At 62.0% G+C, this 22420-nt stretch carries 21 protein-coding genes and 1 tRNA gene; 14 read left to right on the top strand and 8 right to left on the bottom strand.

Going from position 1 to position 22420, the window contains the following annotated elements; genetic code table 11:
- Nucleotides 1–65 precede the first annotated feature (65 nt).
- The 3 genes from VR863_RS05070 to VR863_RS05060 are packed head-to-tail and all read left to right on the top strand — an operon-like array spanning nucleotide 66 to nucleotide 3064.
- The gene (locus VR863_RS05070; RefSeq protein WP_324827343.1) at nucleotides 66–944 is read left to right on the top strand and encodes a mechanosensitive ion channel family protein; all 879 of its coding nucleotides are present in this window, start codon (nucleotides 66–68) and stop codon (nucleotides 942–944) included.
- 30 nt (nucleotides 945–974) lie between these two features.
- On the top strand, nucleotides 975–1889 hold the full coding sequence (locus VR863_RS05065) for a haloalkane dehalogenase (RefSeq protein WP_324827342.1): 915 nt from the start codon (nucleotides 975–977) through the stop codon (nucleotides 1887–1889).
- Nucleotides 1886–3064, top strand: a complete 1179-nt coding sequence (locus tag VR863_RS05060; protein ID WP_324827341.1) for an MFS transporter — start codon at nucleotides 1886–1888, stop codon at nucleotides 3062–3064. Before VR863_RS05065 ends, VR863_RS05060 begins: the two co-directional genes overlap by 4 nt.
- Nucleotide 3065: 1 nt before the next feature.
- Here the strand turns inward: VR863_RS05060 and VR863_RS05055 are convergent.
- The 4 genes from VR863_RS05055 to grxC form a co-directional block, all read right to left on the bottom strand.
- Nucleotides 3066–3142, bottom strand: a tRNA-Arg gene (locus VR863_RS05055).
- A gap of 37 nt (nucleotides 3143–3179) precedes the next feature.
- The gene (locus VR863_RS05050) at nucleotides 3180–3638 is read right to left on the bottom strand and encodes a DUF1178 family protein (protein ID WP_324827339.1); all 459 of its coding nucleotides are present in this window, start codon (nucleotides 3636–3638) and stop codon (nucleotides 3180–3182) included.
- An 8-nt stretch (nucleotides 3639–3646) separates the two neighbouring features.
- On the bottom strand, nucleotides 3647–4465 hold the full coding sequence (locus tag VR863_RS05045) for a carbon-nitrogen hydrolase family protein (RefSeq protein ID WP_324827338.1): 819 nt from the start codon (nucleotides 4463–4465) through the stop codon (nucleotides 3647–3649).
- The gene (gene grxC / locus VR863_RS05040) at nucleotides 4462–4728 is read right to left on the bottom strand and encodes a glutaredoxin 3 (RefSeq protein ID WP_324827337.1); all 267 of its coding nucleotides are present in this window, start codon (nucleotides 4726–4728) and stop codon (nucleotides 4462–4464) included. Before grxC ends, VR863_RS05045 begins: the two co-directional genes overlap by 4 nt.
- Nucleotides 4729–4886: 158 nt before the next feature.
- Between grxC and VR863_RS05035 the strand changes: the two genes are divergently transcribed.
- A complete protein-coding gene (locus VR863_RS05035; RefSeq protein ID WP_324827336.1) occupies nucleotides 4887–5363 on the top strand; it encodes an Hsp20 family protein in 477 nt (158 codons plus the stop codon).
- Nucleotides 5364–5696: 333 nt separating this feature from the next.
- On the opposite strand, the gene pyrG is transcribed toward VR863_RS05035, so the two are convergent.
- The 3 genes from pyrG to tpiA all read right to left on the bottom strand — a co-directional run bounded on the left by pyrG (nucleotide 5697) and on the right by tpiA (nucleotide 8630).
- Nucleotides 5697–7331 (bottom strand): CTP synthase, encoded by a 1635-nt coding sequence (gene pyrG, locus VR863_RS05030; protein ID WP_324827335.1) that lies wholly within the window; start codon nucleotides 7329–7331, stop codon nucleotides 5697–5699.
- 103 nt (nucleotides 7332–7434) lie between these two features.
- Complete coding sequence (secG, locus tag VR863_RS05025) at nucleotides 7435–7791, bottom strand: preprotein translocase subunit SecG (protein WP_324827334.1); 357 nt, start codon at nucleotides 7789–7791, stop codon at nucleotides 7435–7437.
- A gap of 77 nt (nucleotides 7792–7868) precedes the next feature.
- Nucleotides 7869–8630, bottom strand: a complete 762-nt coding sequence (gene tpiA, locus VR863_RS05020) for a triose-phosphate isomerase (RefSeq protein WP_324827333.1) — start codon at nucleotides 8628–8630, stop codon at nucleotides 7869–7871.
- A 205-nt stretch (nucleotides 8631–8835) separates the two neighbouring features.
- Here tpiA and VR863_RS05015 point away from each other — a divergent pair, with 205 nt between their 5' ends.
- The 8 genes from VR863_RS05015 to lexA all read left to right on the top strand — a co-directional run bounded on the left by VR863_RS05015 (nucleotide 8836) and on the right by lexA (nucleotide 17359).
- Nucleotides 8836–10773, top strand: coding sequence for a peptidyl-prolyl cis-trans isomerase (locus VR863_RS05015; RefSeq protein WP_324827332.1), 1938 nt, complete (start codon nucleotides 8836–8838; stop codon nucleotides 10771–10773).
- A 7-nt stretch (nucleotides 10774–10780) separates the two neighbouring features.
- Nucleotides 10781–12280 carry an anthranilate synthase component I gene (gene trpE / locus VR863_RS05010; protein ID WP_324827331.1) on the top strand — a complete coding sequence of 500 codons (1500 nt, stop codon included), beginning with the start codon at nucleotides 10781–10783 and terminating at the stop codon, nucleotides 12278–12280.
- Nucleotides 12277–13116 carry a phosphodiester glycosidase family protein gene (locus VR863_RS05005; protein WP_324827330.1) on the top strand — a complete coding sequence of 280 codons (840 nt, stop codon included), beginning with the start codon at nucleotides 12277–12279 and terminating at the stop codon, nucleotides 13114–13116. Before trpE ends, VR863_RS05005 begins: the two co-directional genes overlap by 4 nt.
- Nucleotides 13113–14075, top strand: coding sequence for a prolyl aminopeptidase (gene pip / locus VR863_RS05000; RefSeq protein ID WP_324827329.1), 963 nt, complete (start codon nucleotides 13113–13115; stop codon nucleotides 14073–14075). Before VR863_RS05005 ends, pip begins: the two co-directional genes overlap by 4 nt.
- 59 nt (nucleotides 14076–14134) lie before the next feature.
- Nucleotides 14135–14749 carry an anthranilate synthase component II gene (locus VR863_RS04995; RefSeq protein WP_324827328.1) on the top strand — a complete coding sequence of 205 codons (615 nt, stop codon included), beginning with the start codon at nucleotides 14135–14137 and terminating at the stop codon, nucleotides 14747–14749.
- Nucleotides 14746–15738, top strand: a complete 993-nt coding sequence (gene trpD, locus VR863_RS04990; protein WP_324827327.1) for an anthranilate phosphoribosyltransferase — start codon at nucleotides 14746–14748, stop codon at nucleotides 15736–15738. The genes VR863_RS04995 and trpD overlap by 4 nt, the downstream gene beginning before the upstream one ends.
- The gene (gene trpC / locus VR863_RS04985; protein ID WP_324827326.1) at nucleotides 15735–16520 is read left to right on the top strand and encodes an indole-3-glycerol phosphate synthase TrpC; all 786 of its coding nucleotides are present in this window, start codon (nucleotides 15735–15737) and stop codon (nucleotides 16518–16520) included. The genes trpD and trpC overlap by 4 nt, the downstream gene beginning before the upstream one ends.
- 149 nt (nucleotides 16521–16669) lie before the next feature.
- Complete coding sequence (lexA, locus tag VR863_RS04980; protein WP_324827325.1) at nucleotides 16670–17359, top strand: transcriptional repressor LexA; 690 nt, start codon at nucleotides 16670–16672, stop codon at nucleotides 17357–17359.
- 32 nt (nucleotides 17360–17391) lie between these two features.
- On the opposite strand, the gene VR863_RS04975 is transcribed toward lexA, so the two are convergent.
- Nucleotides 17392–19587: a ComEC/Rec2 family competence protein gene (locus VR863_RS04975; RefSeq protein WP_324827324.1), complete on the bottom strand. Its 2196-nt coding sequence runs from the start codon at nucleotides 19585–19587 to the stop codon at nucleotides 17392–17394.
- Between the two features lie 28 nt (nucleotides 19588–19615).
- Here VR863_RS04975 and gltX point away from each other — a divergent pair, with 28 nt between their 5' ends.
- Together gltX and VR863_RS04965 are read left to right on the top strand one after the other, a co-directional pair.
- Nucleotides 19616–21076, top strand: a complete 1461-nt coding sequence (gene gltX, locus VR863_RS04970) for a glutamate--tRNA ligase (protein WP_324827323.1) — start codon at nucleotides 19616–19618, stop codon at nucleotides 21074–21076.
- 10 nt (nucleotides 21077–21086) lie between these two features.
- Nucleotides 21087–22373 (top strand): citrate synthase, encoded by a 1287-nt coding sequence (locus VR863_RS04965; RefSeq protein WP_324827322.1) that lies wholly within the window; start codon nucleotides 21087–21089, stop codon nucleotides 22371–22373.
- The last annotated feature ends 47 nt before the right edge of the window (nucleotides 22374–22420 follow it).

Below are 22420 nucleotides of genomic sequence, written 5' to 3'. Positions count from 1 at the left end.
GTCCTTAGAAAATTGGAACCTCTTGGCGGGCACAAGGGTTGCCCCGCAAAGGGAGTTTCTTGCAAGTGGATTACATCGGTACGTTGCGCGGCCAGCTGCAAAGCATGGGCGAAGGGTTCGTTGAAACTCTTCCAAGCCTGGCCATTGCGCTGTTCGTTGTCTTTATCACGTGGATCGTCGCGCGCTTCGCGGTGCGCATTTCGGACATGTTCGTTGGCCGGACGGAAATACGCGCCAGTCTGAAAACCCTGATCGACACGATCGTTCGCCTGACCATCTGGGTTCTCGGCCTGTTCGTGGCAGCGATCGTCGTCATTCCGGATCTCACGCCTTCCAGCCTCCTGGCTGGGCTCGGTATCGGTGCTGTCGCGATCGGCTTTGCCTTTCAGGACATTTTCGAAAATTTCTTCGCAGGCGTGCTGATCATGCTGCGCGAAAAAATGCGGATCGGCGATGTGATCGAATGCGAAGGCATCACCGGCAAGGTCGAACACATCACCTTGCGCGAAACCCATGTCCGCAAACTCTCGGGCGAGCTAACGGTTGTTCCCAACTCGATCCTGTTCAAGAACCCGGTGGAGATTTTGACCGATGTCGACCAGCGTCGGCACCAGGTGGTGGTGGGGGTCTCCTACGACACCAACCTGGATCACGCCGCTGATGTCATCCGCCGGGCGGTAGAAGGCGCTGACGATGTTCTGGTGACCAAGGGTGTCGATATCTTCGCGCAGGAATTCAATTCCAGCTCGGTCGACTTCCTTGTGCGCTGGTGGGCCGGCTCCACTCCGCGCGCCGGCTGGGAAAGCAAGGACAAGGTCATACGCGCCGTGAAGGCCGCCCTCGACGAAGCGAATATCGAGATCCCCTTCCCTTATGTTACCCATACCTTCAAGGAGACCGTACCGGTCAGCCAATTGGGGGGTAGCAGCAAGCGCACTCCCTGATCGCGCCTCTTGGGCACAGGGAGCAATGGGATGGAAATACTGCGCACGCCTGCCGAACGTTTCGCGGTCATCCCAGACTTTCCATTCGCCGAGAACTGGTTCGAAGTGGATCTGGGTGACGGGCTTACAGCTCGCCAGCATTATGTGGATGAAGGCCCGGCGGATGCACCGCCCGTCCTTTTGCTGCATGGCGAACCGAGCTGGTCGTTCCTCTACCGCAAGATGATCCCGATCCTCGTGGATGCGGGCTTCCGCGTTCTAGCGCCGGATCTCATCGGCTTCGGCAAGAGCGACAAGCCCGACGATCCCGAATTCTACACCTATGCCCGCCACGTCGAGTGGTTGACGCAATGGCGCGATGCGATCGAGCCGCGCCCCGCCGCGTTGTTCTGTCAGGACTGGGGCGGGTTGCTGGGCCTGAGGATGGTCGCGCAAAGCCCGGAGCTGTTCTCCTGTGTCGTCGCAAGCAACACGTTCCTGCCCGCGGGCGGGACACCTTCGCCCGCGTTCCTCGCGTGGCGCGAATTTGCGCGGACATCGCCGGATTTTGCCATCGGACCGTTGCTAGACCGCGCGACCGCCACTGCGCGGACCGAAGCCGAAATCGCGGCATACGATGCGCCCTTCCCCTCCGAACCCTACAAGGCCGGCGCTCGCGCCTTTCCGGGCCTCGTACCCGTCGAAGACGGGATGCCGGGCGTGGAAGAAAACAAACGTGCATGGCCCGCCCTCGCCGCCTACAGCAAGCCGTTTCTCACGCTTTTCGGGGAAGACGATCCGATAACCAAGGGGAGCGAACGCTTTCTCATCGAACGGATAGCGGGCGCCGCGGGGCAGCCCCATCTCACGCTGCCCAACTGCGGCCATTTCTGCCAGGAAGACCAACCTGTTGCCTTGGCGCAGGGCGTTATCGAGACGGCTCGCAAGGCAGGCCACCTGGGTTGAGCCAGCGGTCACTTCTCACGCGGAGCCAGGAATACACGCTCGCGATCGCGGCGGCCGTGGTCACGGCAAACGCCTATTACATTCACCCCATTATCGGTGATGTCGCCGATCATTTCGGGGTCAGCCATGCGCGTATCGGGCTGGTCCCGGCGCTCAACCAGATCGCCCTCGCGATCGGCATATTCCTGTTGCTTCCGCTTGGGGATCGCTTCTCGAACCGCCGGCTCACCATCCTGTTCGCGATCGGACAGACCGCTTCGCTCGCGATCATGACCCTCGCCCAGAGTTTCGCGTGGTTCGTGGTGGGTTCCACGGTCCTGGGCTTCTTTACCATCGCCCCCTACCTGCTGCCCGCCTACGCTTCAAAACGCGTTGCTCCCGATCGCCTGGGCCAGGTTACAGCGTTACTGACAGCCGGAGTGATCCTCGGCATTCTGGTTGCCCGTGTCGGGGCGGGTGTGGTTGCGGAATATATCGGGTGGCGGGCGGTCTACTGGATTGCCACCGGCCTGATGGTCATGGTCACGCTTGCCTTGCCCCGATTGATGGAAGGGGGAGAACGATCTTCCGAAGGTCGCGAAAGCTACCCTGCCCTGCTGTTGTCGGTCTTTCCCTTGCTGTCGAGCTATCGGGAAGTGCTGGTGTCCGGCGCGATCCAGGGTCTCAATTTCGCGTCGTTCATCGCCTTGTGGCTTGCCCTTGCCTTGCACCTCACCTCGCCGGAACTGGGGTATGGCACCGACACGGTCGGCTATCTTGCGGCCATAGCAGCGGTCAGCATATTTTCGACGCCCCGGCTTGGTAGATGGTCGGACAAGGTCGGTCCTCGCAAGGCACGAGCCACCTTCGGCGTGATCCAGCTTTGCGGTATCTTGCTGTTCTGGCCGCTTGGCGGTTCCCTTCTCACGATCGTGATCCCGCTGTTCCTCGTGAACCTCGTGGGGCCCGGTGTGGATGTAACCGGAAGGATGACCTTCCTGTCCCTCGACCCGCAGCTGCGCACACGGCTGACGACGATCTACGTCGTGCTGATGTTCGTCGGCGGGGGTATCGGGAGTTTTGCGGGAACGGCGGTGTACGATGCGTATGGCTGGGCCGGCACATGCGCCTTGCTGGCGAGCTTTTCGGCCATCTTGTCCGCGACCGCGATCTACGCGAGGCGTTTCGGCAGATAGGTGGTGCGCCCGACAGGATTCGAACCTGTGGCCCCCAGATTAGGAATCTGGTGCTCTATCCGACTGAGCTACGGGCGCCCGGCGCCTCGTATAGCGCCATAGATTCCTGAGGCAATCAGTTGAGTTCATCTGGCGGAGCGACAGGAAACAGGAGGGGGGCCACCGCTATCCCTTCGGCCAACATATCCTCGGCTTCGTCTTTTGTGGCCTGCCCGTGGATCGGTGCCTCATCCGCCTCGCCGTAGTGCATGGACCGCGCCTTCTCGGCGAAATTCTCTCCGACCCATGTGCTTTTCTCAAGGGCTTTTGCCTGCACTTCGGCCAGCGCCTTCAGGGCCTGCTTCACTTCGGGCGGCATGTCGCCGCGCGTCATCTGCGTCGATGGCTGCCCGGTTCGCCGGGCGTTGCCCTTGGCGGGGACGGAAGGTGACATCGGGGCCTTGTCGACACTGTCGCTGCCGCATTGCGGGCAGATCAGCAATCCGCGCTCTTTCTGTTCGGCGTAATCGCCTGACGACCCGAACCAACCTTCGAAGCGGTGGCCATCGCTGCAAGAGAGGTCGAACACGATCATCGAGCGGCCTAATTGGCGATCTTGCGGCGGTTGGCAAGGCTGGGCACCTGCGCGCGCACATCGGAAATGCGGGCATGGTCGATCGCCGCGAAACCCAGACCGCACCGCTCACCCTCCAGATCGAGCATCACCTCGCCCCAGGGATCGATAACGAGACTGTGCCCATATGTCGTCCGTCCATCGGCGTGTGTGCCGACCTGTGCCGCAGCGACGACATAGGCGCTCGCTTCAATTGCGCGCGCTCTTTGCAACACATGCCAGTGCGCTTTCCCGGTCGGAACGGTAAACGCCGCCGGTATCTGGATAACATCGCAGGAATGCCGTCCAAGCTGTTCGAACAAGGCGGGAAACCGCAAATCATAGCATATCGTCAGCCCAAGCCTGCCGACAGGTGTGTCTTCCACCACCACCACCTGATTGCCAGCTGCATAAGCATTCGATTCCCGCCAGCTTTCGCCGCTTTCGAGATCCACATCGAACATGTGCATCTTGTCATAGCGCGCAACAATGGCACCGTCGCTGTCGATCACGAAGGCGCGATTGGCCCAGCGACCTTCGCTGGTTTTGATGGCGAGAGAACCGAGGGAAACCCACACACCATGACGCGCGGCAGCATTCCTGACCGACGCCAGCACCCGATCATCGGCTTCCTCGACGATGTTTGCCGCTGCACGCTTGCGATCACGATCGAGCAAACCGGACATTTCAGGGGTGAACAGCATCTTGCCGCCCCCACCCGATGCCTGCTGAATGGCGTCACATAGGGCCGCTGCGTTGATATCCGGATCGATCCCGGACGTCATTTGCAGAACGGCGATTTTGGTCACTCGGCCCCCAGCATCGCGTCGAGCTTCCCCTGACGTTCCAGCGAAGCAAGTTCGTCCGATCCGCCAACATGGATGTCGCCAATGAATATCTGCGGCACGGTGTTGGCGTTTGGCGCTCTTTCGCGCATCTCGTCGCGCTTGGGGCCACCCATGGTGATATCGTATTCGGTATAATCCACGCCCTTCTGGTCCAGCAGGCTCTTGGCTCGAAAACAGTATCCGCATCCGAATTTGGTGTAGATCGTGACTGGTGGATGACTCATTGAAAACCTCGCATTTCAGGGCAAATCTAGACGCACGCACCACATCTTGAAAGCGCTTTCGCCGCTCCTATCTCGATAGGGCTGCCGCACAGGGCGGCGGCGACGGAGCGCCTTTCAGGGCTCTGCCTTTCAAATTGCTCAGCAGAGGATTTGTTTCGATGAACCGTATGGATTTTACCCCCTACCGCCGTTCGACCGTCGGGTTCGACCGTCTTTTCGACCTCATGGAACGTCAGGCGCGTAACGCCGGCGGCGACAATTACCCCCCGTTCAATATCGAACGTCGCGGAGATGACGACTACCGCATCACGCTTGCCGTCGCCGGGTTCCGCCCAGGGGATCTCGATATCACCGCCCAGCAAAACCTGTTGGTGGTGCAAGGCCGCAAGCGCGACGAATTGACCGAAGGGGATATGCTCCACGTCGGCATCGCCAACCGCGGCTTCGAACGCCGGTTCGAACTGGCGGATTATGTCCGCGTGGCAAACGCCGACCTAGCCGATGGTCTTCTGATCATCGACCTGGTGCGCGAAGTGCCCGACGCGATGAAGCCCAAGAAGATCGCGATCGGTGGTCAGAAGCCGCTCGAAGTCGTCAGGGACGACAGCGACAAGGATGGCTCGCAAGCCGCCTGATTGGTCAAACGATCAATAATCACAGACAAAACGAATGGGGGCGGAACCGAAGTTCCGCCCCCGCGACGTTAAACGCCGCCAAGCCCCAAAATCGACCGTCCGGGTCGCAGAAGACAGTCGGCTTCGAGGCAAGCCCCACCGCTTTCTTGGCGTAGCGATTGTCTCGAAAATCCGTGGATTATCTTACGGATGATGACGCATAGTGCATCAGATACATCAAAAGATAAACCCGTATTACAGCCCTAAAGCGCCGACTGTCGTGTCTATACAAGGCACCTCTAACCCAACCCAATCAAATCAGTGGGTTGAGTCGGTTCCAAAATGAAATTTTTATTACACGAGGCGCGCTTGTTCCAGCGCGGCGCCCACGAATCCGGCGAAAAGCGGGTGCGGATCGAAGGGACGGGACTTCAGTTCGGGGTGGAACTGCACACCGACGAACCACGGATGGTCCGGCCGTTCGACGATTTCCGGCAGCAAGCCATCGGGCGACATGCCGGAGAAGATAAGTCCCTGCTTCTCCAACGGTTCGATATAGGCGCCGTTCACTTCGTAGCGATGGCGGTGGCGTTCGGAAATCTCGGTCGCGCCGCCGTATATGGCTGACACGTGGCTGTTTGCGGCAAGCTTAGCCTTGTAGGCGCCCAGTCGCATGGTTCCGCCAAGGTCGCCGCCCGCTTCGCGCGTCTGCAGCCCTTCTTGCGTCATCCATTCCGTGATTATGCCGACCACCGGCTGTTCGGTGGCGCCGAATTCTGTCGAGCTTGCCTTGTCGAAGCCCGCCGCGCGCGCTCCTTCGATGCAGGCCATCTGCATGCCGAGGCAGATACCGAAGAACGGAACCTTGCGCTCGCGCGCGAACCGCACAGCGGCGATCTTGCCTTCGCTGCCGCGTTCACCGAACCCACCGGGCACGAGGATTGCGTGCATCGGTTCCAGCTGCGCGGCGATATCGCTGTCATCCTGCTCGAACACTTCGGCGTCAATCCACTGGATGTTGACCTTGACCCGGTGCGCCATCCCGCCGTGAACGAGCGCTTCGTTGAGCGACTTGTAGGCGTCCTGCAGCCCGACATATTTGCCGACCACGCCGATGGTGACTTCGCCCTCGGGGTTCTGGTGCCGGTCGACCACATCGTACCAGCGGGTCAGGTCCGGTTCGGGGGCATCGGTAATTCCGAACCCGCGGAGGACCTCGGTATCCAGGCCTTCGCCGTGGTATTGCAGGGGCACCGAGTAAATCGACGACGCATCGAGAGCGGGGATTACCGCTTCGGTGCGCACGTTGCAGAACTGGGCGATCTTGCGGCGTTCGGTTTCGGGAATCGGGTGTTCGGCGCGGCACAGCAGCACGTCGGGCTTGATGCCGAGGCTGGCGAGTTCGCGGACCGAATGCTGGGTCGGCTTGGTCTTCAGTTCACCGGCAGCCGCGATGTAGGGCACAAGTGTGACGTGCACACTCAGCGACTGCAACGGTTCCAGCTCGTTGCGGAGCTGGCGGATCGCCTCCATGAACGGAAGGCTTTCGATATCGCCGACGGTGCCGCCGATTTCGCACAGGATGAAATCGTGATCGCCCTGGTCGGCCAAGGCGAATTCCTTGATCGCATCGGTGACGTGCGGGACCACCTGAACCGTGGCGCCGAGGTAATCGCCGCGCCGTTCCTTGGCGATGATCTGCTGGTACACCCGGCCCGAGGTGACATTGTCGCCCTGGTGGGCGGAAACGCCGGTGAAGCGTTCGTAGTGGCCAAGATCGAGGTCGGTTTCCGCGCCGTCGTCCGTAACGTAGACCTCCCCATGCTGATACGGGCTCATCGTGCCCGGATCGACATTGAGGTAGGGATCGAACTTGCGAATACGGACTTTGTAGCCACGCGCCTGAAGGAGAGCAGCGAGCGACGCTGCCATGAGACCTTTGCCGAGCGAGGAGACCACGCCGCCGGTGATGAAAATATACCGCGCCATGGGAGTTGGGCCTTAAGCTGCTGAATGGAGTCGGGGCAAGCGCAAAGCCATGCGAATTGCGCCGCCGAGGCGACGCAATCCACAGTTCACGCTGAAAAGGTGGTTATTCGGTGACGTCGGCGAGCGGATCGTCGCTCGGTGCGGGTTCTTCACCGGTCGTTGCCGCGCCAAGCGGATCGACAGGCGCAGCCGGAGCAAGCGCACGATCGAGGGTCGATTCGATTGAGCTGGCGCCCGTGGTTTCCACGGCAACCGCGGCAAGGACGATCGACAGGACAACGAACAGCACGGCCAGCCACTTCGTTGAACGCGTAAGGAAATCCGCTGCGCCACGGGCGCTCAGCATACCCGAAGGGCTGCCGCCGATGCCAAGGCCCCCGCCTTCCGAGCGTTGCATCAGGATGACACCCACGAGGGCGGCTGCGACGATTGCCTGGACGACGGTTAGGAACAGGAACATGACAACAGATACTCTTCAGTATGAAATACGTGCGGCGCATCTAAGCGCACACGAGGGATACGACAAGGCCGCGGGTGTCAGGCGTCCTCGGCTTCGGACGCAGCAACAACAATCCCCAGGAAGCTTTCCGCCGAAAGGCTTGCACCGCCGACCAGCGCCCCGCCCACTTCTGGGGCGGAGAGAATTTCGCGAGCGTTTTCGGGTTTGACCGATCCGCCGTAGAGAATCCGGACCGCCGCAGACGTTTCCGCACCATAGGTTTCGTCGAGAAGACGGCGGATGGAGGCGTGCATCGCCACCACATCGTCCACGGTCGCGGTGCGACCGGTGCCAATGGCCCAGATCGGCTCGTAAGCGATTGTCAGGCGTTCCGCCGGATCCTCGATCGAGGGAAGCGACGCTTTGAGTTGGCCGAGGACGAAACTTTCCGCCTCGCCCGCGTCACGCGTGTCGAGGGTTTCCCCGCAACAAAGAATGACGCGCAGGCCCCCTTCAAGCGCCGATTCGATCTTGGCGTTGATCAGCTCGTTGCTTTCGCCGTGATCCTGCCGCCGCTCGCTATGGCCAAGAATCACGAATTTCGCGCCAGCGTCGGAAAGCATGGTGGCGCAGATGTCGCCCGTGTGCGCGCCTTCTTCACCCGGATGGCAATCCTGCGCGCCGATGCCGATCTGTTCGGCTTCGCGGTGCACGGCATGAATAAGCGTGTACGGCGGAGCGAGAGCGACCTCGACCTTCATGTACCGCTGCGCAGCCCGGTCGATGGCGCGTGCTTCGGAAAGCATCGCGCGCGTGCCGTTCATTTTCCAGTTTCCAACGATATAGGGCCGTTCGGCCATTGCGACTTCCTGCGATGAGTGGATTGGGGCCCCGCTATATAGGGACGATGTATCGCGCCCCGCTAGAGAAGCTTTCTTCACACGTCAAAACCCTTTGCGACCTGTTGCCGCGAGGTCGCAGGGCGGATAAAGCGCTGCGTCGATGCGGCCAGCACCATGCCGGCCGCGATGCACCAACACTTTTTACCGGGATCGCCCGCCAGCCATGCTCAGTTTCTTCCGCAGTTTCTTCAAGACAAAGATCGGCCTTGCTGTCGCGCTCGTCTTCCTCGGCCTCATCGCGCTCGCCTTTGCCAGCGCCGATGTATCGAGCACAGGCACTTTTGGCGGCGTGGCCGGCGGTGACCGCGTGGCCGTGGTCGGAGACGAAAAGATCGGCACCGCCGATCTGGTGCGATCGGCGAACAGCCAGCTCGATCGTCTGCGCCAGGAACAGCCCACCATGTCGATGGCCGCCTTCATCGGCCAGGATGGCCTGGAGGGCGCCCTCAATGCTCTGATCGACCGGTTCGCCATTGTCGGGTTTGCGAACAAATACGGCATCCGCGCCGGGGATAACCTGGTGAACAGTGAAATCCGGCTCCTTCCCGGGTTCCGTGGCCCCGACGGCAATTTCAGCGAAGAAGTATACCGCCAGGCGCTCGCCCAGGCGCGCATCAGCGATGCACAGGCCCGCGAAGACCTGGGCACCGGCCTGATATCGCAGCAGATTTTCGTGCCGGCCACGTTTGGCGCAACGGTCCCGAACAAGCTGGCTTATCGCTACGCACAGCTGTTCAAGGAACGCCGTCAGGGCACGATCGGGCTTCTTCCCGCGGCAGCCTATGCCCCCAGGGGTGATGTGAAAGACGCCACACTGCGCAGCTATTACGATGCCAACCGCAGCAGCTTTATCCGCCCCGAACGGCGCACCATACGGTACGCCACGTTCGACAGCGCGGCGCTGGGCGACCGCATAATTCCCACCGATGCCGAAATTGCGGCTCGTTTCGAACGGGACAAGGCAAAGTACGCGGCTAGCGAAACCCGCAGCGTCACCCAGTTGATCGTCCCCACTCAGGCCGCCGCGCAGTCGATCCGCGAACGCGTCCAGGGCGGCGCATCGTTCGCCACCGTCGCGCGCGAAGCCGGCCTGCGCGCCGCGCCGCTCGCCGATGTCAGCCGCGCCGATTTGACGACCCGTTCCTCCGCTGGTGTCGCGCAAGCCTATTTCGCGGCGGCGCAAGGCAGCGTGACGACGCCGGCCCGCAGCCCGCTTGGTTGGCACGTGGCCCGTATCGATTCGGTGAATTCTGTTCCCGGGCGCAGCCTGGCCCAGGCCAACGGCGAAATTGCCAATGCCCTCCGCGAAGAGAAGCGAGCCAACGGCCTGGCCGAACTGGCGATCGAGATCGAAGATCAGATCGGTCAGGGCGCGACCCTGGCCGAAGTGACCGAGGAACTGGGGCTCGAGCTTTCGACCACCCGCCCGGCAACTGCGGACGGCCAGATCTACGAAGCGGCAAACCAGACGCTACCGGCGGTTCTGGCCCCCGCCCTGTCGACTGCGTTCCAGATGGACGAAGAGGAGCCGGAAATCGCGCCGCTCCAGTCGGGCGAAACCTACCTTGTCTACGAAGTGGCGGACATCACGCCTTCGGCCACCGCCCCCTTCGCCGAAATCAAGGGCCAGGTTGAAGCGCGCTGGCGCCAGTCCGAAGGGCTCAAGCGTGCGCAGGCTGCCGCGGATCGTGTGCTCAAGAGCGTGCGCGGTGGTGCCACACTGGCCACAGCGCTTGCCGCCGAGAAGGCACAGCTTCCCGCGCCCGAACGGGTCGACCTGACCCGCGAGCAGTTGGCTGCCCAGCGCGAACAACGCATTCCGCCCCCGCTTGCGCTGCTTTTCAGCATGGCGGAAGGCACCACCAAAAAGCTTGAAGCCCCTCGGATGGCGGGCTTCTACGTGGTCGACCTCGAAAACATCGCCATGGACGATCTGGATGCCAACGATCCGCTTATTATCCAGGCTCTCACGCAACTCGGCCCGCTCATGGGCGACGAATATGGCGATCAGCTTCGCGTAGCCATGCGCGAGGAACTGGGTGTCGAGCGTAACTCCGATGCCGTCGCTTCGGTGCGCAAGCAGCTCCTTGGCGAGAACTGAGGCCAGCTTGACAACCCAGCTTGAAGGAACCGACCAGGCCCTTGCGGAAATCGCAGCCGGGCGTCCGGCGTTGGTGTGGCGCAAAGTCGTGTCGGACACCGAAACGCCGGTTGGCGCGGCGCTGAAACTGTTCGTCGAAGGGCGCGGCGATTTCCTTCTGGAATCGGTCGAGGGCGGAGAAGTGCGCGGGCGATACAGCCTGATCGGCATCGATCCCGATCTGGTCTTTCGCGCAACCGGCAACGACGCGGAGATAAACCCGAACTGGCGTGAAGATCGCGGCGCCTTTGTGGCGTTTGGAACAGGCTCGATGGAAGCGCTGCGCGAACTGGCAGATGCCTGCAGATGCGCCGTGCCCGAAGAATTGCCGCCGGCGCTTGCCTGCCTGGTCGGCTATTTCGGTTACGAGACGATCGGACTGGTCGAAAAATTGCCGCGCGCGCCGCAGGGCGAGTTGGACTTGCCCGACATGCTGTTTGTCCGCCCAACGGTCATCCTCGTGTTCGACCGATTGTCCGACGCCCTGTTCTGCATTGCGCCGGTCTGGGCGAACGGCTCGATAGAAACCGCGCAGGAGCGCATCGACGAAGCGCTTCGCACGCTTGCCAAGCCCGCCTCTGCTCCGCCGCCGCAATCGGTCGATCATATCGAACCAGCCCTGACCCCGACGATGGCGGCTTCCGATTATGAGGCGATGGTGCTGCGCGCCAAGGATTACATCGCGGCGGGCGACGTCTTCCAGGTCGTGCTTTCCCAACGCTTCACTTCCCCCTTCGCGCTGCCACCGATGACGCTTTATCGCGCTCTACGCCGCGTAAACCCTTCGCCGTTTCTCTATTTCCTCGACCTTCCCGGCTTCGGCGTGGTCGGATCGAGCCCTGAAATTCTGGTGCGTGTTCGCGATGGAGAGGTAACGATCCGCCCCATCGCCGGCACACGGCCACGCGGCGCCACCCAAGCCGAGGATCGGCTGGCCGAACAATCGCTTCTGTCCGACCCGAAAGAGCGCGCCGAACACTTGATGCTTCTCGATCTTGGCCGCAACGACGTGGGCCGCGTCGCCGAATCGGGAAGCGTGGTCGTCACCGAAAGCTATACCGTCGAGCGTTACAGCCACGTCATGCACATAGTCAGCAACGTCGTCGGGAAACTGGCCACCGGCAAGGACGCCATCGATGCGCTTTTCGCCGGTTTTCCTGCCGGGACCGTCAGCGGCGCGCCCAAGGTGCGCGCATGCCAGATCATCGCCGAACTGGAACCCGCCACCCGCGGGCCTTACGCTGGCGGCGTCGGGTATTTTGCACCCGATGGTTCGGTCGACAGCTGTATCGTCTTGCGCACCGCAGTGGTCAAAGACGGCACCATGCATGTGCAGGCCGGCGCCGGGATCGTTGCAGACAGCGAACCTGCCTATGAACAACGCGAATGCGAAGCCAAGGCGGGCGCCCTGCTCGCGGCGGCCAAAGAGGCGGTTCGCCTCGCCCAGGAACCCGGTTTCGGACAATGAAAATATACTTCGCCACACTTGCCCTGCTTTCGCTGGCCGCTTGCGAAGCGCAGCCGGAGGGTGAACCTGTCGTCCGCACCCGGATCGACGGCAAGGAAGGGCCTGCCTCCGCGGCCCCGCCGACGGACCCGTCCGCCACGGTCGCTAGTTCGGTCGAGAGCGCATGCCGTTCGATCATATTTGAAAATACGCCGCTGACTCATTGCCTCGCCATCCCTTCGCGGCACACCATTTCGATGGATTTGGCACCGGACGGTCAGCCGCCCTACCGCAGCCTTTCTTCCTTCGCGAAATCACGCGACCCCGAAACGATCGCCTTTGCGATGAACGCGGGAATGTTTGACGAGGAAGGCAATCCGGTCGGATATTTCGTCGAGGATTCAGAGCGGTTGAAGGCACTCAACACGGCCGAAGGCGAAGGCAACTTTCACATGAACCCCAACGGGGTGTTCTACGGCACGGGCGGCGAATGGCATGTTCGCACAACCGCCGATTTCCTCGCCAATGTGAGCGAGCGTCCCGAATTCGGAACCCAGTCCGGCCCGATGCTGGTGATCGATGGCAAGCTGCACCCCGAGATTACCCGCGACGGCCCTTCCCGCCTCACGCGGAATGCGGTCGGCGTCGATGAGCAGGGTCGTGCCCACTTCGTCATTTCGAACGCACCCGTTTCCTTTGGCAAGATCGCCCGGTTCTATCGCGACGAGCTGTCCGTGAAGAACGCGCTGTTTCTTGACGGGAATGTCTCGCAGCTTTGGAATCCGGCGACCGAAAGGCTGGATCAGGGCGCGCCCATCGGACCGATCGTGGTGGTGAAAAGGAAGGCCTCCCAATGACGCAAGATCGCCGCACCCTTTACCCGGAAATCGAACCCTACGAGACCGGAATGCTCGAGGTTGGCGACGGTCATTCGATCTACTGGGAAAAGGTCGGCACACCCGGCGCAAAGCCAGCGGTCTTTCTTCATGGTGGCCCCGGTGCCGGATGCAGCCCGGGCCAGCGCCGCCAGTTCGACCCGGAACTGTATGATGTCCTGCTGTTCGACCAGCGTGGTTGCGGGCGTTCGACCCCGTTTGCCAGTCTGGCGGACAACACGACGTGGCACATCGTGCGCGACATGGAAAAGCTTCGCGAGATGTGCGGCCATGATCGATGGCTGGTCTTTGGCGGGAGCTGGGGATCGACCCTGTCGCTTTCCTATGCCCAGACGCATCCGGAACGGGTGAGCGAGATGGTCTTGCGCGGTATCTTCCTTGGCCGCCAGATCGAACTGGACTGGTTGTGCACCTACGGCGCCAGCGAACTCTACCCCGAAGAATGGGACGCGTTCGTCGGTCATGTGGACGAGGACCGGCAGGACGACCTACTCGAAGCCTATCGCGACCTGCTGGACGATGCCGATCCCGAGGTCCGCAAGGCCGCAGCGGCCGCATGGAACCGCTGGGAAGGCGTCACGGTAACGCTTCTCCCCGAAGAGGATACGATTTCGCACATGGCCGATGGCGAGAACGCCGTGGCCACCGCGCGGATCGAAAACCATTACTTCCGCAACGGTTGCTTTCTGGAAGAAGGTCAGCTGCTCGACGACGCTCACAAGCTCGCGGGCATCCCCGGCGTGATCGTCCAGGGCCGCCATGATTGTTGCACCCCGCCCCGCTCCGCCTGGGATCTCAAGCAGGTCTGGCCGCAGGTCGACCTCCAGATCGTGCCGGACGGAGGGCATCTGTACACCGAACCCGGTATCACCGATGGGCTGGTGCGCGCATCGGATCGCTTCGCGGGCAAGCAGGCGTGACGTCACGGCGAGCTTTACTTGCTTGAAAGCACGGGCTCGTCCCGCCATTGACGCCTCGAATGACCCAGCAACCGCCCATCCTCGTCGTCGACAATTACGACAGCTTCACTTTCAACCTGGTCCATTACCTTATGGAACTGGGTGCCGGAGTGGAGGTCGTCCGCAATGACGCCATTTCGGCGAGCGAAGCGATTGCCACCGGGGCGGCCGGTTTCCTGATATCCCCCGGCCCATGTACGCCCAACGAAGCGGGCGTCAGTCTCGATCTCGTGGCGGCCTGTGCTGATGCCGCCAAGCCTCTGCTCGGCGTGTGTCTTGGGCACCAGTCCATCGGACAGCATTTTGGCGGGAAGGTCGTGCGGGGCGGATTGATGCATGGCAAGACGTCACCCGTGACGCATGACGCTAGCGGCGTGTTTGCCGGATTGCCGTCTCCGTTCGTGGCCACGCGGTACCACTCGCTCGTGGTGGAAAGCATCCCCGATTGCCTTGAAGTCAACGCCACAAGCGAAACGCCCGGCCTCGATGGAAGCAGCGTCATGGGGTTCCGCCATCGTGAACTGCCGATCCACGGTGTTCAGTTTCATCCGGAAAGCATTGCGACCGAACATGGCCACGCCTTGTTGGCCAATTTCCTGACCTTGTGCGGGATCGACGCGAAAGTCCCTGCATGAAAACTCTGCCTGATTCACGATCGCATTTGAGCGAGGACGAAGCCGAGGAAGTATTCGGCTGGATCCTCGACGGAGAAACGAGTGACGAGGAAATCGCTCGCTACCTCGTGGAAATGTCGACGCGAAGCGAAACGGCGGACGAAATTGCCGGTGCCGCGCGGGCGCTTCGCGCAAGATTGATCCCGCTCGATGCACCAGAAGGCACGGTCGATTGCTGCGGCACGGGCGGCGATGGACACCATACCCTCAACGTTTCGACGGCTGTAAGCCTGGTTGTGGCAGCCTGCGGGGTGCCCGTGGCCAAGCATGGCAATCGCGCGGCGAGCAGCAAGGCGGGCGCTGCCGACACGCTCGAAGCGCTCGGGCTGGATATGGAAGCGGCGGGAAGAACTGCCGAAAAGTCCTTGTCCGAGCTGGGAATTTGTTTCCTTTTCGCCAAGAATCACCACCCGGCGATGGGCCGCATCCACCCAATTCGCCAGCGCTTGGGTGTGCGCACGATATTCAACCTGATGGGGCCGCTTTCCAATCCCGCGGATGTCAGGCGGCAATTGATCGGCATCGCACGGCCGGCCTATGTTCCGATTTATGCAGCAGCGAAGGCGAAGCTGGGCACGGATCGCACGTTCATCGCTTCGGGAGACGAAGGGCTGGACGAATTGAGCCTGGCCGGCGGCAACGAACTCGCCGATGTGGTCGACCACGATTTTGCGATGCGTCGGGTGGACGCGAGCCAGGCTTCGCTTTCCCACACGCCCGTTGACGCGATCAGGGGCGGTGATCCCGCGCACAACGCTCGGGCGCTCCAGGCGCTCTTGTCTGGTGCGCCCGGCGCCTATCGCGATGCCGTCCTGTTCAACGCCGCCGCCACGTTGATCGTCGCAGGCAAGACCGACGATTGGGCGCAGGGCGCCCTGATCGCAGCCGAGGCCCTCGATTCCGGCAAGTCGAAAGCACTTCTCGAAAACTGGATTGCGCTGGCACGATGAACAAGCTGATCGAAATCTGCGCAACCAAGCGGGAAGAGGTTGCCGCTCGGAAGGCTCAACGCAGCCTGACCACGCTCGACAGTCTTGCGCGCGAACAGTCGCCCACACGCGGCTTCGCAACCGCTCTTGCCGCAGCGCAGGAAAAGGGATTCGGCCTGATTGCAGAGATCAAGAAGGCGTCGCCGTCCAAGGGCCTGATCCGGCCCGATTTCCGCCCCCCCGACCACGCCAGAGCCTACACCGCCGGAGGTGCCGCATGCCTCTCGGTCCTGACCGATGCCCCGTATTTCCAGGGGCACGAAGACTTTCTGGTGGAAGCTCGCGCGGCCTGCCCGATCCCCGTCCTGCGCAAGGATTTCATGGTCGACCCCTGGCAAGTGGCCGAAGCCCGCGCCATCGGGGCCGACGCCATCCTGATCATCGTCGCGGCCCTCGATGACGGCGCGATGCATGAAATCGAGGAAGCGGCGATCGAACGCGGCATGGACGTGCTCGTTGAAGTGCACGACGAAGGCGAAATGGAGCGGGCATCGCGGCTCTCCTCACGTTTGATCGGCGTGAACAATCGCGATCTTCGCACCTTCGCGACCGACCTTGCAACGACCGAACGCCTCGCTGCGCTCGCTCCGAAAGACGCGCTGCTGGTGGGCGAAAGCGGCATTTCCAGTCACGCCGACTGCCTCCGCCTGGAACGCGCAGGTGTGCGCAGCTTCCTGGTTGGCGAAAGCCTCATGAGGCATGGCGATGTCGAAGCGGCGACGCACAAACTTCTGAACGGCTGAACGAACGCGCACGGGACAATAGGCGAACACCTGTTCTCCCGGCGATTGGTCGGAAATGGCGCAATTGCTTGACTTAGCGAATCACGTTGCTTACTTGTTCCGCATTCGTTCACAGGGTTGTGAACAGGCGACACGGGAGTATCGCGAACATGCTGACCGCCAAACAGCACGAATTGATCCGCTTCATCCAGCAGCGTCTGGAAGACACCGGAATTTCACCGAGCTTCGAAGAAATGAAGGAAGCTCTCGACCTCAAGAGCAAGTCGGGGGTTCATCGGTTGATCTCGGCCCTCGAGGAACGCGGCTTCATCCGTCGTTTGCCCAACCGGGCGCGCGCGCTCGAAGTGGTCAAGCTTCCCGAAGATGCCGTGACCGGCGCTGCAAAACCGCGCGCGGTCAACGATACCGTGACGGCGGTTGTCCCGCCGAGGACCGCTGCCCCGCAACCGGCAAACGACATTATCGACGTTCCGCTCCACGGACGGATTGCGGCAGGCGCGCCGATCGAGGCTATCGAGGGCCAGTCGAGCATGCCGGTTCCTGCCGCCCTCCTCGGCCCCGGCGAACATTACGCTCTGGAAGTGTCTGGAGATTCGATGATCGAAGCCGGGATTTTCGACGGTGATTTCGCATTGGTGAAGCGCACCGACACGGCCCGTGACGGTGAAATCGTTGTCGCTCTGGTCGACAATGAAGAAGCCACGCTCAAATATCTCCACCGCGAAGCCGGACGGGTACGGCTCGATCCGGCGAACGGATCCTACGAACCGCAGGTTTACGACACGCACCGGGTCCAGGTGCAGGGCAAACTGGCAGGATTGCTTCGCCGCTATCACTGATGCGGCGTGATGGTGCGCGCCGGTCGGGGCAATCAATCCTCGACCGGCCGCCACCACCCGTGCCTGCCCTCGCCCTGCGCCACCGTTTCGACACGGCCGCTATGCAAATATAGGGCCGTTCCGCCTTCCCGTTGAAGGAAACGACGATCGGCTTTGAGCCAAATTGGCCGACAGGAATACGGCAGATATCGGTCAGCAATCACTATGTCGGCCTGTTCGCAAGCGGCAGCGAGCGCGCGCTCCTCGATCAGATTACGGCTCCGGGCGACAAGGATACGCCAGGGTTTTTGCCCGCGATCCAGGACAATGGAACAGAAATCCGGGCTGCATCGTGCGCCTTGCCATTCGGCAAGAGGTATCGGCGGTGTCTGGATGGCGGACATTTCCCGCAGATTGTCCTGCGCATAGCTACCGGCGCTGTCCCGCAATACCAGCAACCGGCCGTCCCCTGCCCGTATCCCGACATCCCGCCCGTCTCTTGTGATCAGCATGTCGGCGGGGGGCGCGCTCCACATCATCAGCGCACCCAACGCAGCGATGCCCAGGCCCCACAACCTGGTCGGCCCTCTCCATAACGCGAGCCAAAGTCCCCCACCGACGAAAACCAACACCGCGGCAAGCGAAATGCGCGGGGCCAGTTTCACCGCGCCCGGCTGATCCGACACGGTGTGCGCAATTCCAAGCAGCAGATCGAGCGATTTGCCCACCAGCCACCAGGCCGGCGATCCAGCCCCGATCAGATCGAGCAGAAGCGCAATCGCCACAAGAGGCATCGAGACGAACGTGACCAGCGGAATAGCCAGCAGATTGGCAAGCGAACCGTAAATGCCCGCTCTGTGAAAGTGGAAAAGCACGATGGGCATCAGCGCAATCTCGATCACCAGGCCGGTCAGGAACAGGATGACCACCCGGCGCCCTGCCTTGCGCCACCAGCCTTCCTCACGTGGTGCGAGATATTCGCGAATGGGTTCGGCGTTATGCAGCGCGACGATCGCCAGCACGGCAGCAAAGCTCATCTGGAAGCTCGGCCCGACCAGCGCCTCGGGCCACAGGCACAGAACGATCATCGCGGCGACGGCCACCATCCGCATAGATAACGGCTCACGCCCCATGGCAAGCGCACCGAGCACCAGCAACGCGCCGATGCAACTGCGCACCGTGGGCACTTCGGCACCCGTCAGCAGGGTATAGGCAACCCCCACCAGCGCCGCGGCCCCCGCGGCAGCCAAAGGCAGTCGGACCCGCAAGGCAAGCCACGGCCAAAGCGACAAAACCCTCATCACAACCAGAAAGGCAGCGGCAATGATTGCGCTCACGTGGAGCCCGCTTATCGACAGCAGATGGGTCAGACCAGCATCGCGCATTGCCACTTCGTCGGCAGCGGGGATCGATCCGCGGTCACCGCTCGCAAGGGTTGCCGCAATCGCCCCCGAAGACCCATCGAGATTGCGCCGGACATGGCCAGACAGGGCCCGCCTTACCCCTGCAATCCGCCCCGCTTCCCCGGTGGCCTCTTCCACGATCTCGATCGGCCCCACCACCGACCCCGTCGCCGCCAATCCGTCGAACCAGGCTCGACGGGCGAAATTGTACGCTCCCGGAACTACCGGCGGTGATGGGGGCATGAGCCGCGCCGCCAACCGCACCCGGGCCCCTTCCCGCAACGCGCTGGTGTCCTCGTCCAGATCGACATTGACCCGATAGGCCACGGCACGGCCCCGGCTTGCGTCCCGCGCTGCCAGCACAAGCCGGATGAGGTTTTCCGATGGCTGCTCTTCGCGTGAGAGAATGCGGGCGTCGATGCGTTCGAAGCGCGGGGCATCGATGGGCTGCGCTCCGACCAGTTCCGATCTGGTCCATACCAGCGCGATGCCGGCCGCGATGGTGAGGGCCAGCACGACGACGGAAATCAACAGATACGCCCGATCTTCGCGCCCGCGCCACACGGTCGCCGCCCCGAGCGCAGTAAGAATGAGACCAACAATGGCGCCAGCCCATTGCCACGGGTTGTCGAGCGCGAACCACAGCCCGATGCCGCTCGCAAACCCCACCGTCACCCACGGGCCACGATCGAAGCCTGAAGCGCCCAGAAAACCGTCGATCCGGTCGCCCGGAACCCCTGCAAAACTGGACAAGCGCCCGCGCATGCGCCAAGGGCGCCGCAATGTGTCGAGGGTGGGATCGTCCACCTCGTCGAACGGAACTGAAGGCGTCCCTTGCGTCGCCATGTAAGTATTTGAAAGGAAGCGAGAGAAAATGGCAAGCGATAGTGTGGACGCCGCCGGCAAGACCCCGGGAACGGTCGTCACCCGCTTTGCCCCCTCGCCCACCGGTTACCTTCACATCGGCGGTGCCCGGACCGCGCTGTTCAACTGGCTGTTTGCCCGGCACCACGGCGGACGCACGCTGTTGCGGATCGAGGATACCGACCGCAAGCGCAGCACGCAGGACGCGATCGACAAGATCATCGACGGACTCGATTGGCTTGGCCTCGATTACGATGCGCCGCCCCTGTTCCAGTCCGACCGCGCGGAACGCCATGCGGAGGTCGCCCACAAACTGCTCGACGCCGGGCATGCCTACAAATGCTTCGCAACCACCGAAGAACTGGAAGAAATGCGCGCTCAGCAGCGTGCCAACAAGCAGCCGCTGCGTTACGACCGGCGCTGGCGCGACCGCGATCCTGCCGAGGCACCGGAAGGCGCGCCCTTCGTAATCCGCCTCAAGGTTCCGACCGAAGGCGCAACCACCATTCAGGACGAGGTGCAGGGAAGCGTTACCGTCCAGAACGCCGAGATCGACGATTACGTCCTGCTGCGCGCAGATGGCACGCCGACCTATATGCTGGCCGTGGTGGTCGACGATCACGACATGGGTGTCACCCACATCATCCGCGGCGATGACCACCTGAACAACGCTTTTCGCCAACTGCCGATTATCCGCGCGATGGACGTGATCGAAGGCGGTTGGCCCGACCCCATCTACGCCCATGTGCCACTGATCCACGGCCCGGATGGCGCTAAGATGTCCAAGCGTCACGGCGCTGTGGGTGTGGAGGCCTATCGCGACGAGGAAGGCATCCTTCCCGAGGCGCTGTTCAACTACCTGCTCCGGCTCGGTTGGGGCCATGGCGACCGCGAAGAAATCAGCCGCGAGGAAGCGATCGAACTGTTCGACCTCAGCGGCGTGGGCAAGGGCCCCGCACGTTTCGATGTGAAGAAGTTGCAACACCTCAACGGTCATTACATCCGTGAGGCGGACGACCGGCGCCTGGCTGGCATCGTTGGCGAACAACTGGGCGACAGTGCCGATCTTGAGCTTCTCACAAAGGCAATGCCGGTTCTCAAGGTGCGCGCCAAGTCCGTGAAAGAACTTGTTGAGGGTGCAGCATTTCTATTTGCCAAACGCCCTCTCGAAATGACGGAAAAGGCGGCGTCTCTGCTCGATGACGAAGCACGTGACCGCCTTGCCGGATTGTCGAAAATGCTGCACTTGCAAAATGACTGGACAATCGAGGCTCTCGAAGCCACTACGAAATCGTATGCGGAGGCTCAGGAACTGGGCCTTGGCAAGCTGGCGCAACCCATGCGTGCAGCGTTGACGGGCACGACCACGTCGCCCGGAATTTTCGATGTACTGGTCCTGTTGGGCAAGGAAGAGGCGCTTGCTCGTCTCGATGCGCAAGCCGCCCCGGCAGGAACCACTGGAAACGTTTGAGGAGAAACGCGTGGCCGACAAGCAGGCAACTCTCGATCTGGGCGGACAGACCCAGGAATTCCCTATACTTCAGGGTAGTGTCGGGCCGGACGTCATCGACATCCGCAAGCTGTATGGTGCCACCGGCAAGTTCACTTACGATCCCGGATACAAGTCGACCGCCAGCTGCGAAAGCGCGCTGACCTATATCGACGGCGAAGAGGGTGTCCTGCTGCACCGCGGCTATCCGATCGGCCAGCTGGCCGAAAACTCCAGCTTCATGGAAGTGTCTTACCTGCTGCTCAACAACGAGCTGCCGAGCGCGGACGAACTGGACGATTTTACCTATACCATCACGCGCCACACGATGCTGCACGACCAGCTGCGCCAGTTCTACCAGGGTTTCCGCCGCGACGCGCACCCCATGGCTATCATGTGCGGCGTTGTTGGCGCTCTCTCGGCGTTTTACCATGACAGCACCGATATTTCGGACCCCGAACATCGCAAGATCAGCAGCCACCGTCTGATTGCGAAGATGCCGACGATTGCGGCCTGGGCTTACAAATATTCCATCGGCCAGCCTTTCATGCAGCCGAAGAACGACCTCAGCTACACCGGTAACTTCCTGCGGATGACGTTCGGTGTTCCCGCTGAGGAGTTCGAACTCCACCCTGCGGTCGAAAAGGCGATGGACCGGATTTTCATCCTCCATGCCGACCACGAACAGAACGCTTCGACGTCGACCGTGCGCCTCGCCGGTTCGTCGGGTGCCAACCCGTTCGCCTGTATCGCTGCCGGTATCGCCTGCCTTTGGGGCCCGGCGCACGGCGGTGCAAACGAAGCCGCGCTCAACATGCTGCAGGAAATTGGTACACCTGACCGTATCCCGCACTACATCGAGCGCGCCAAGGACAAGAACGATCCGTTCCGCCTGATGGGCTTTGGCCACCGCGTCTACAAGAACTACGACCCGCGCGCGACTGTCATGCAAAAGACCGTGCGCGAAGTTTTCGAAGCCCTGAACGTCAAGGACCCGGTTTTCGAAACCGCGCTTCAGCTTGAGGAAATGGCCCTCAACGACGATTACTTCAAAGAAAAGAAGCTTTTCCCGAACGTGGACTTCTACTCGGGCGTGATCCTTTCGGCGATCGGTTTCCCGACGACGATGTTCACCGCCCTGTTCGCACTTGCCCGCACGGTGGGCTGGGTTGCCCAGTGGAACGAAATGATCTCCGATCCAGGCCAGGTCATCGGTCGCCCGCGCCAGCTCTACACCGGCCCGACACAGCGCGATTACGTGCCCATCGGCCAGCGTTAAGACGCCGCCGATCCGGCCAGCGAACGCAAACGAACCAGGGGTGCTTC

It is taken from the genome of Qipengyuania zhejiangensis, from assembly GCF_035607565.1.
Lineage (GTDB): Bacteria > Pseudomonadota > Alphaproteobacteria > Sphingomonadales > Sphingomonadaceae > Qipengyuania > Qipengyuania zhejiangensis.
This window is presented reverse-complemented; position numbering and strand designations above follow the sequence as displayed.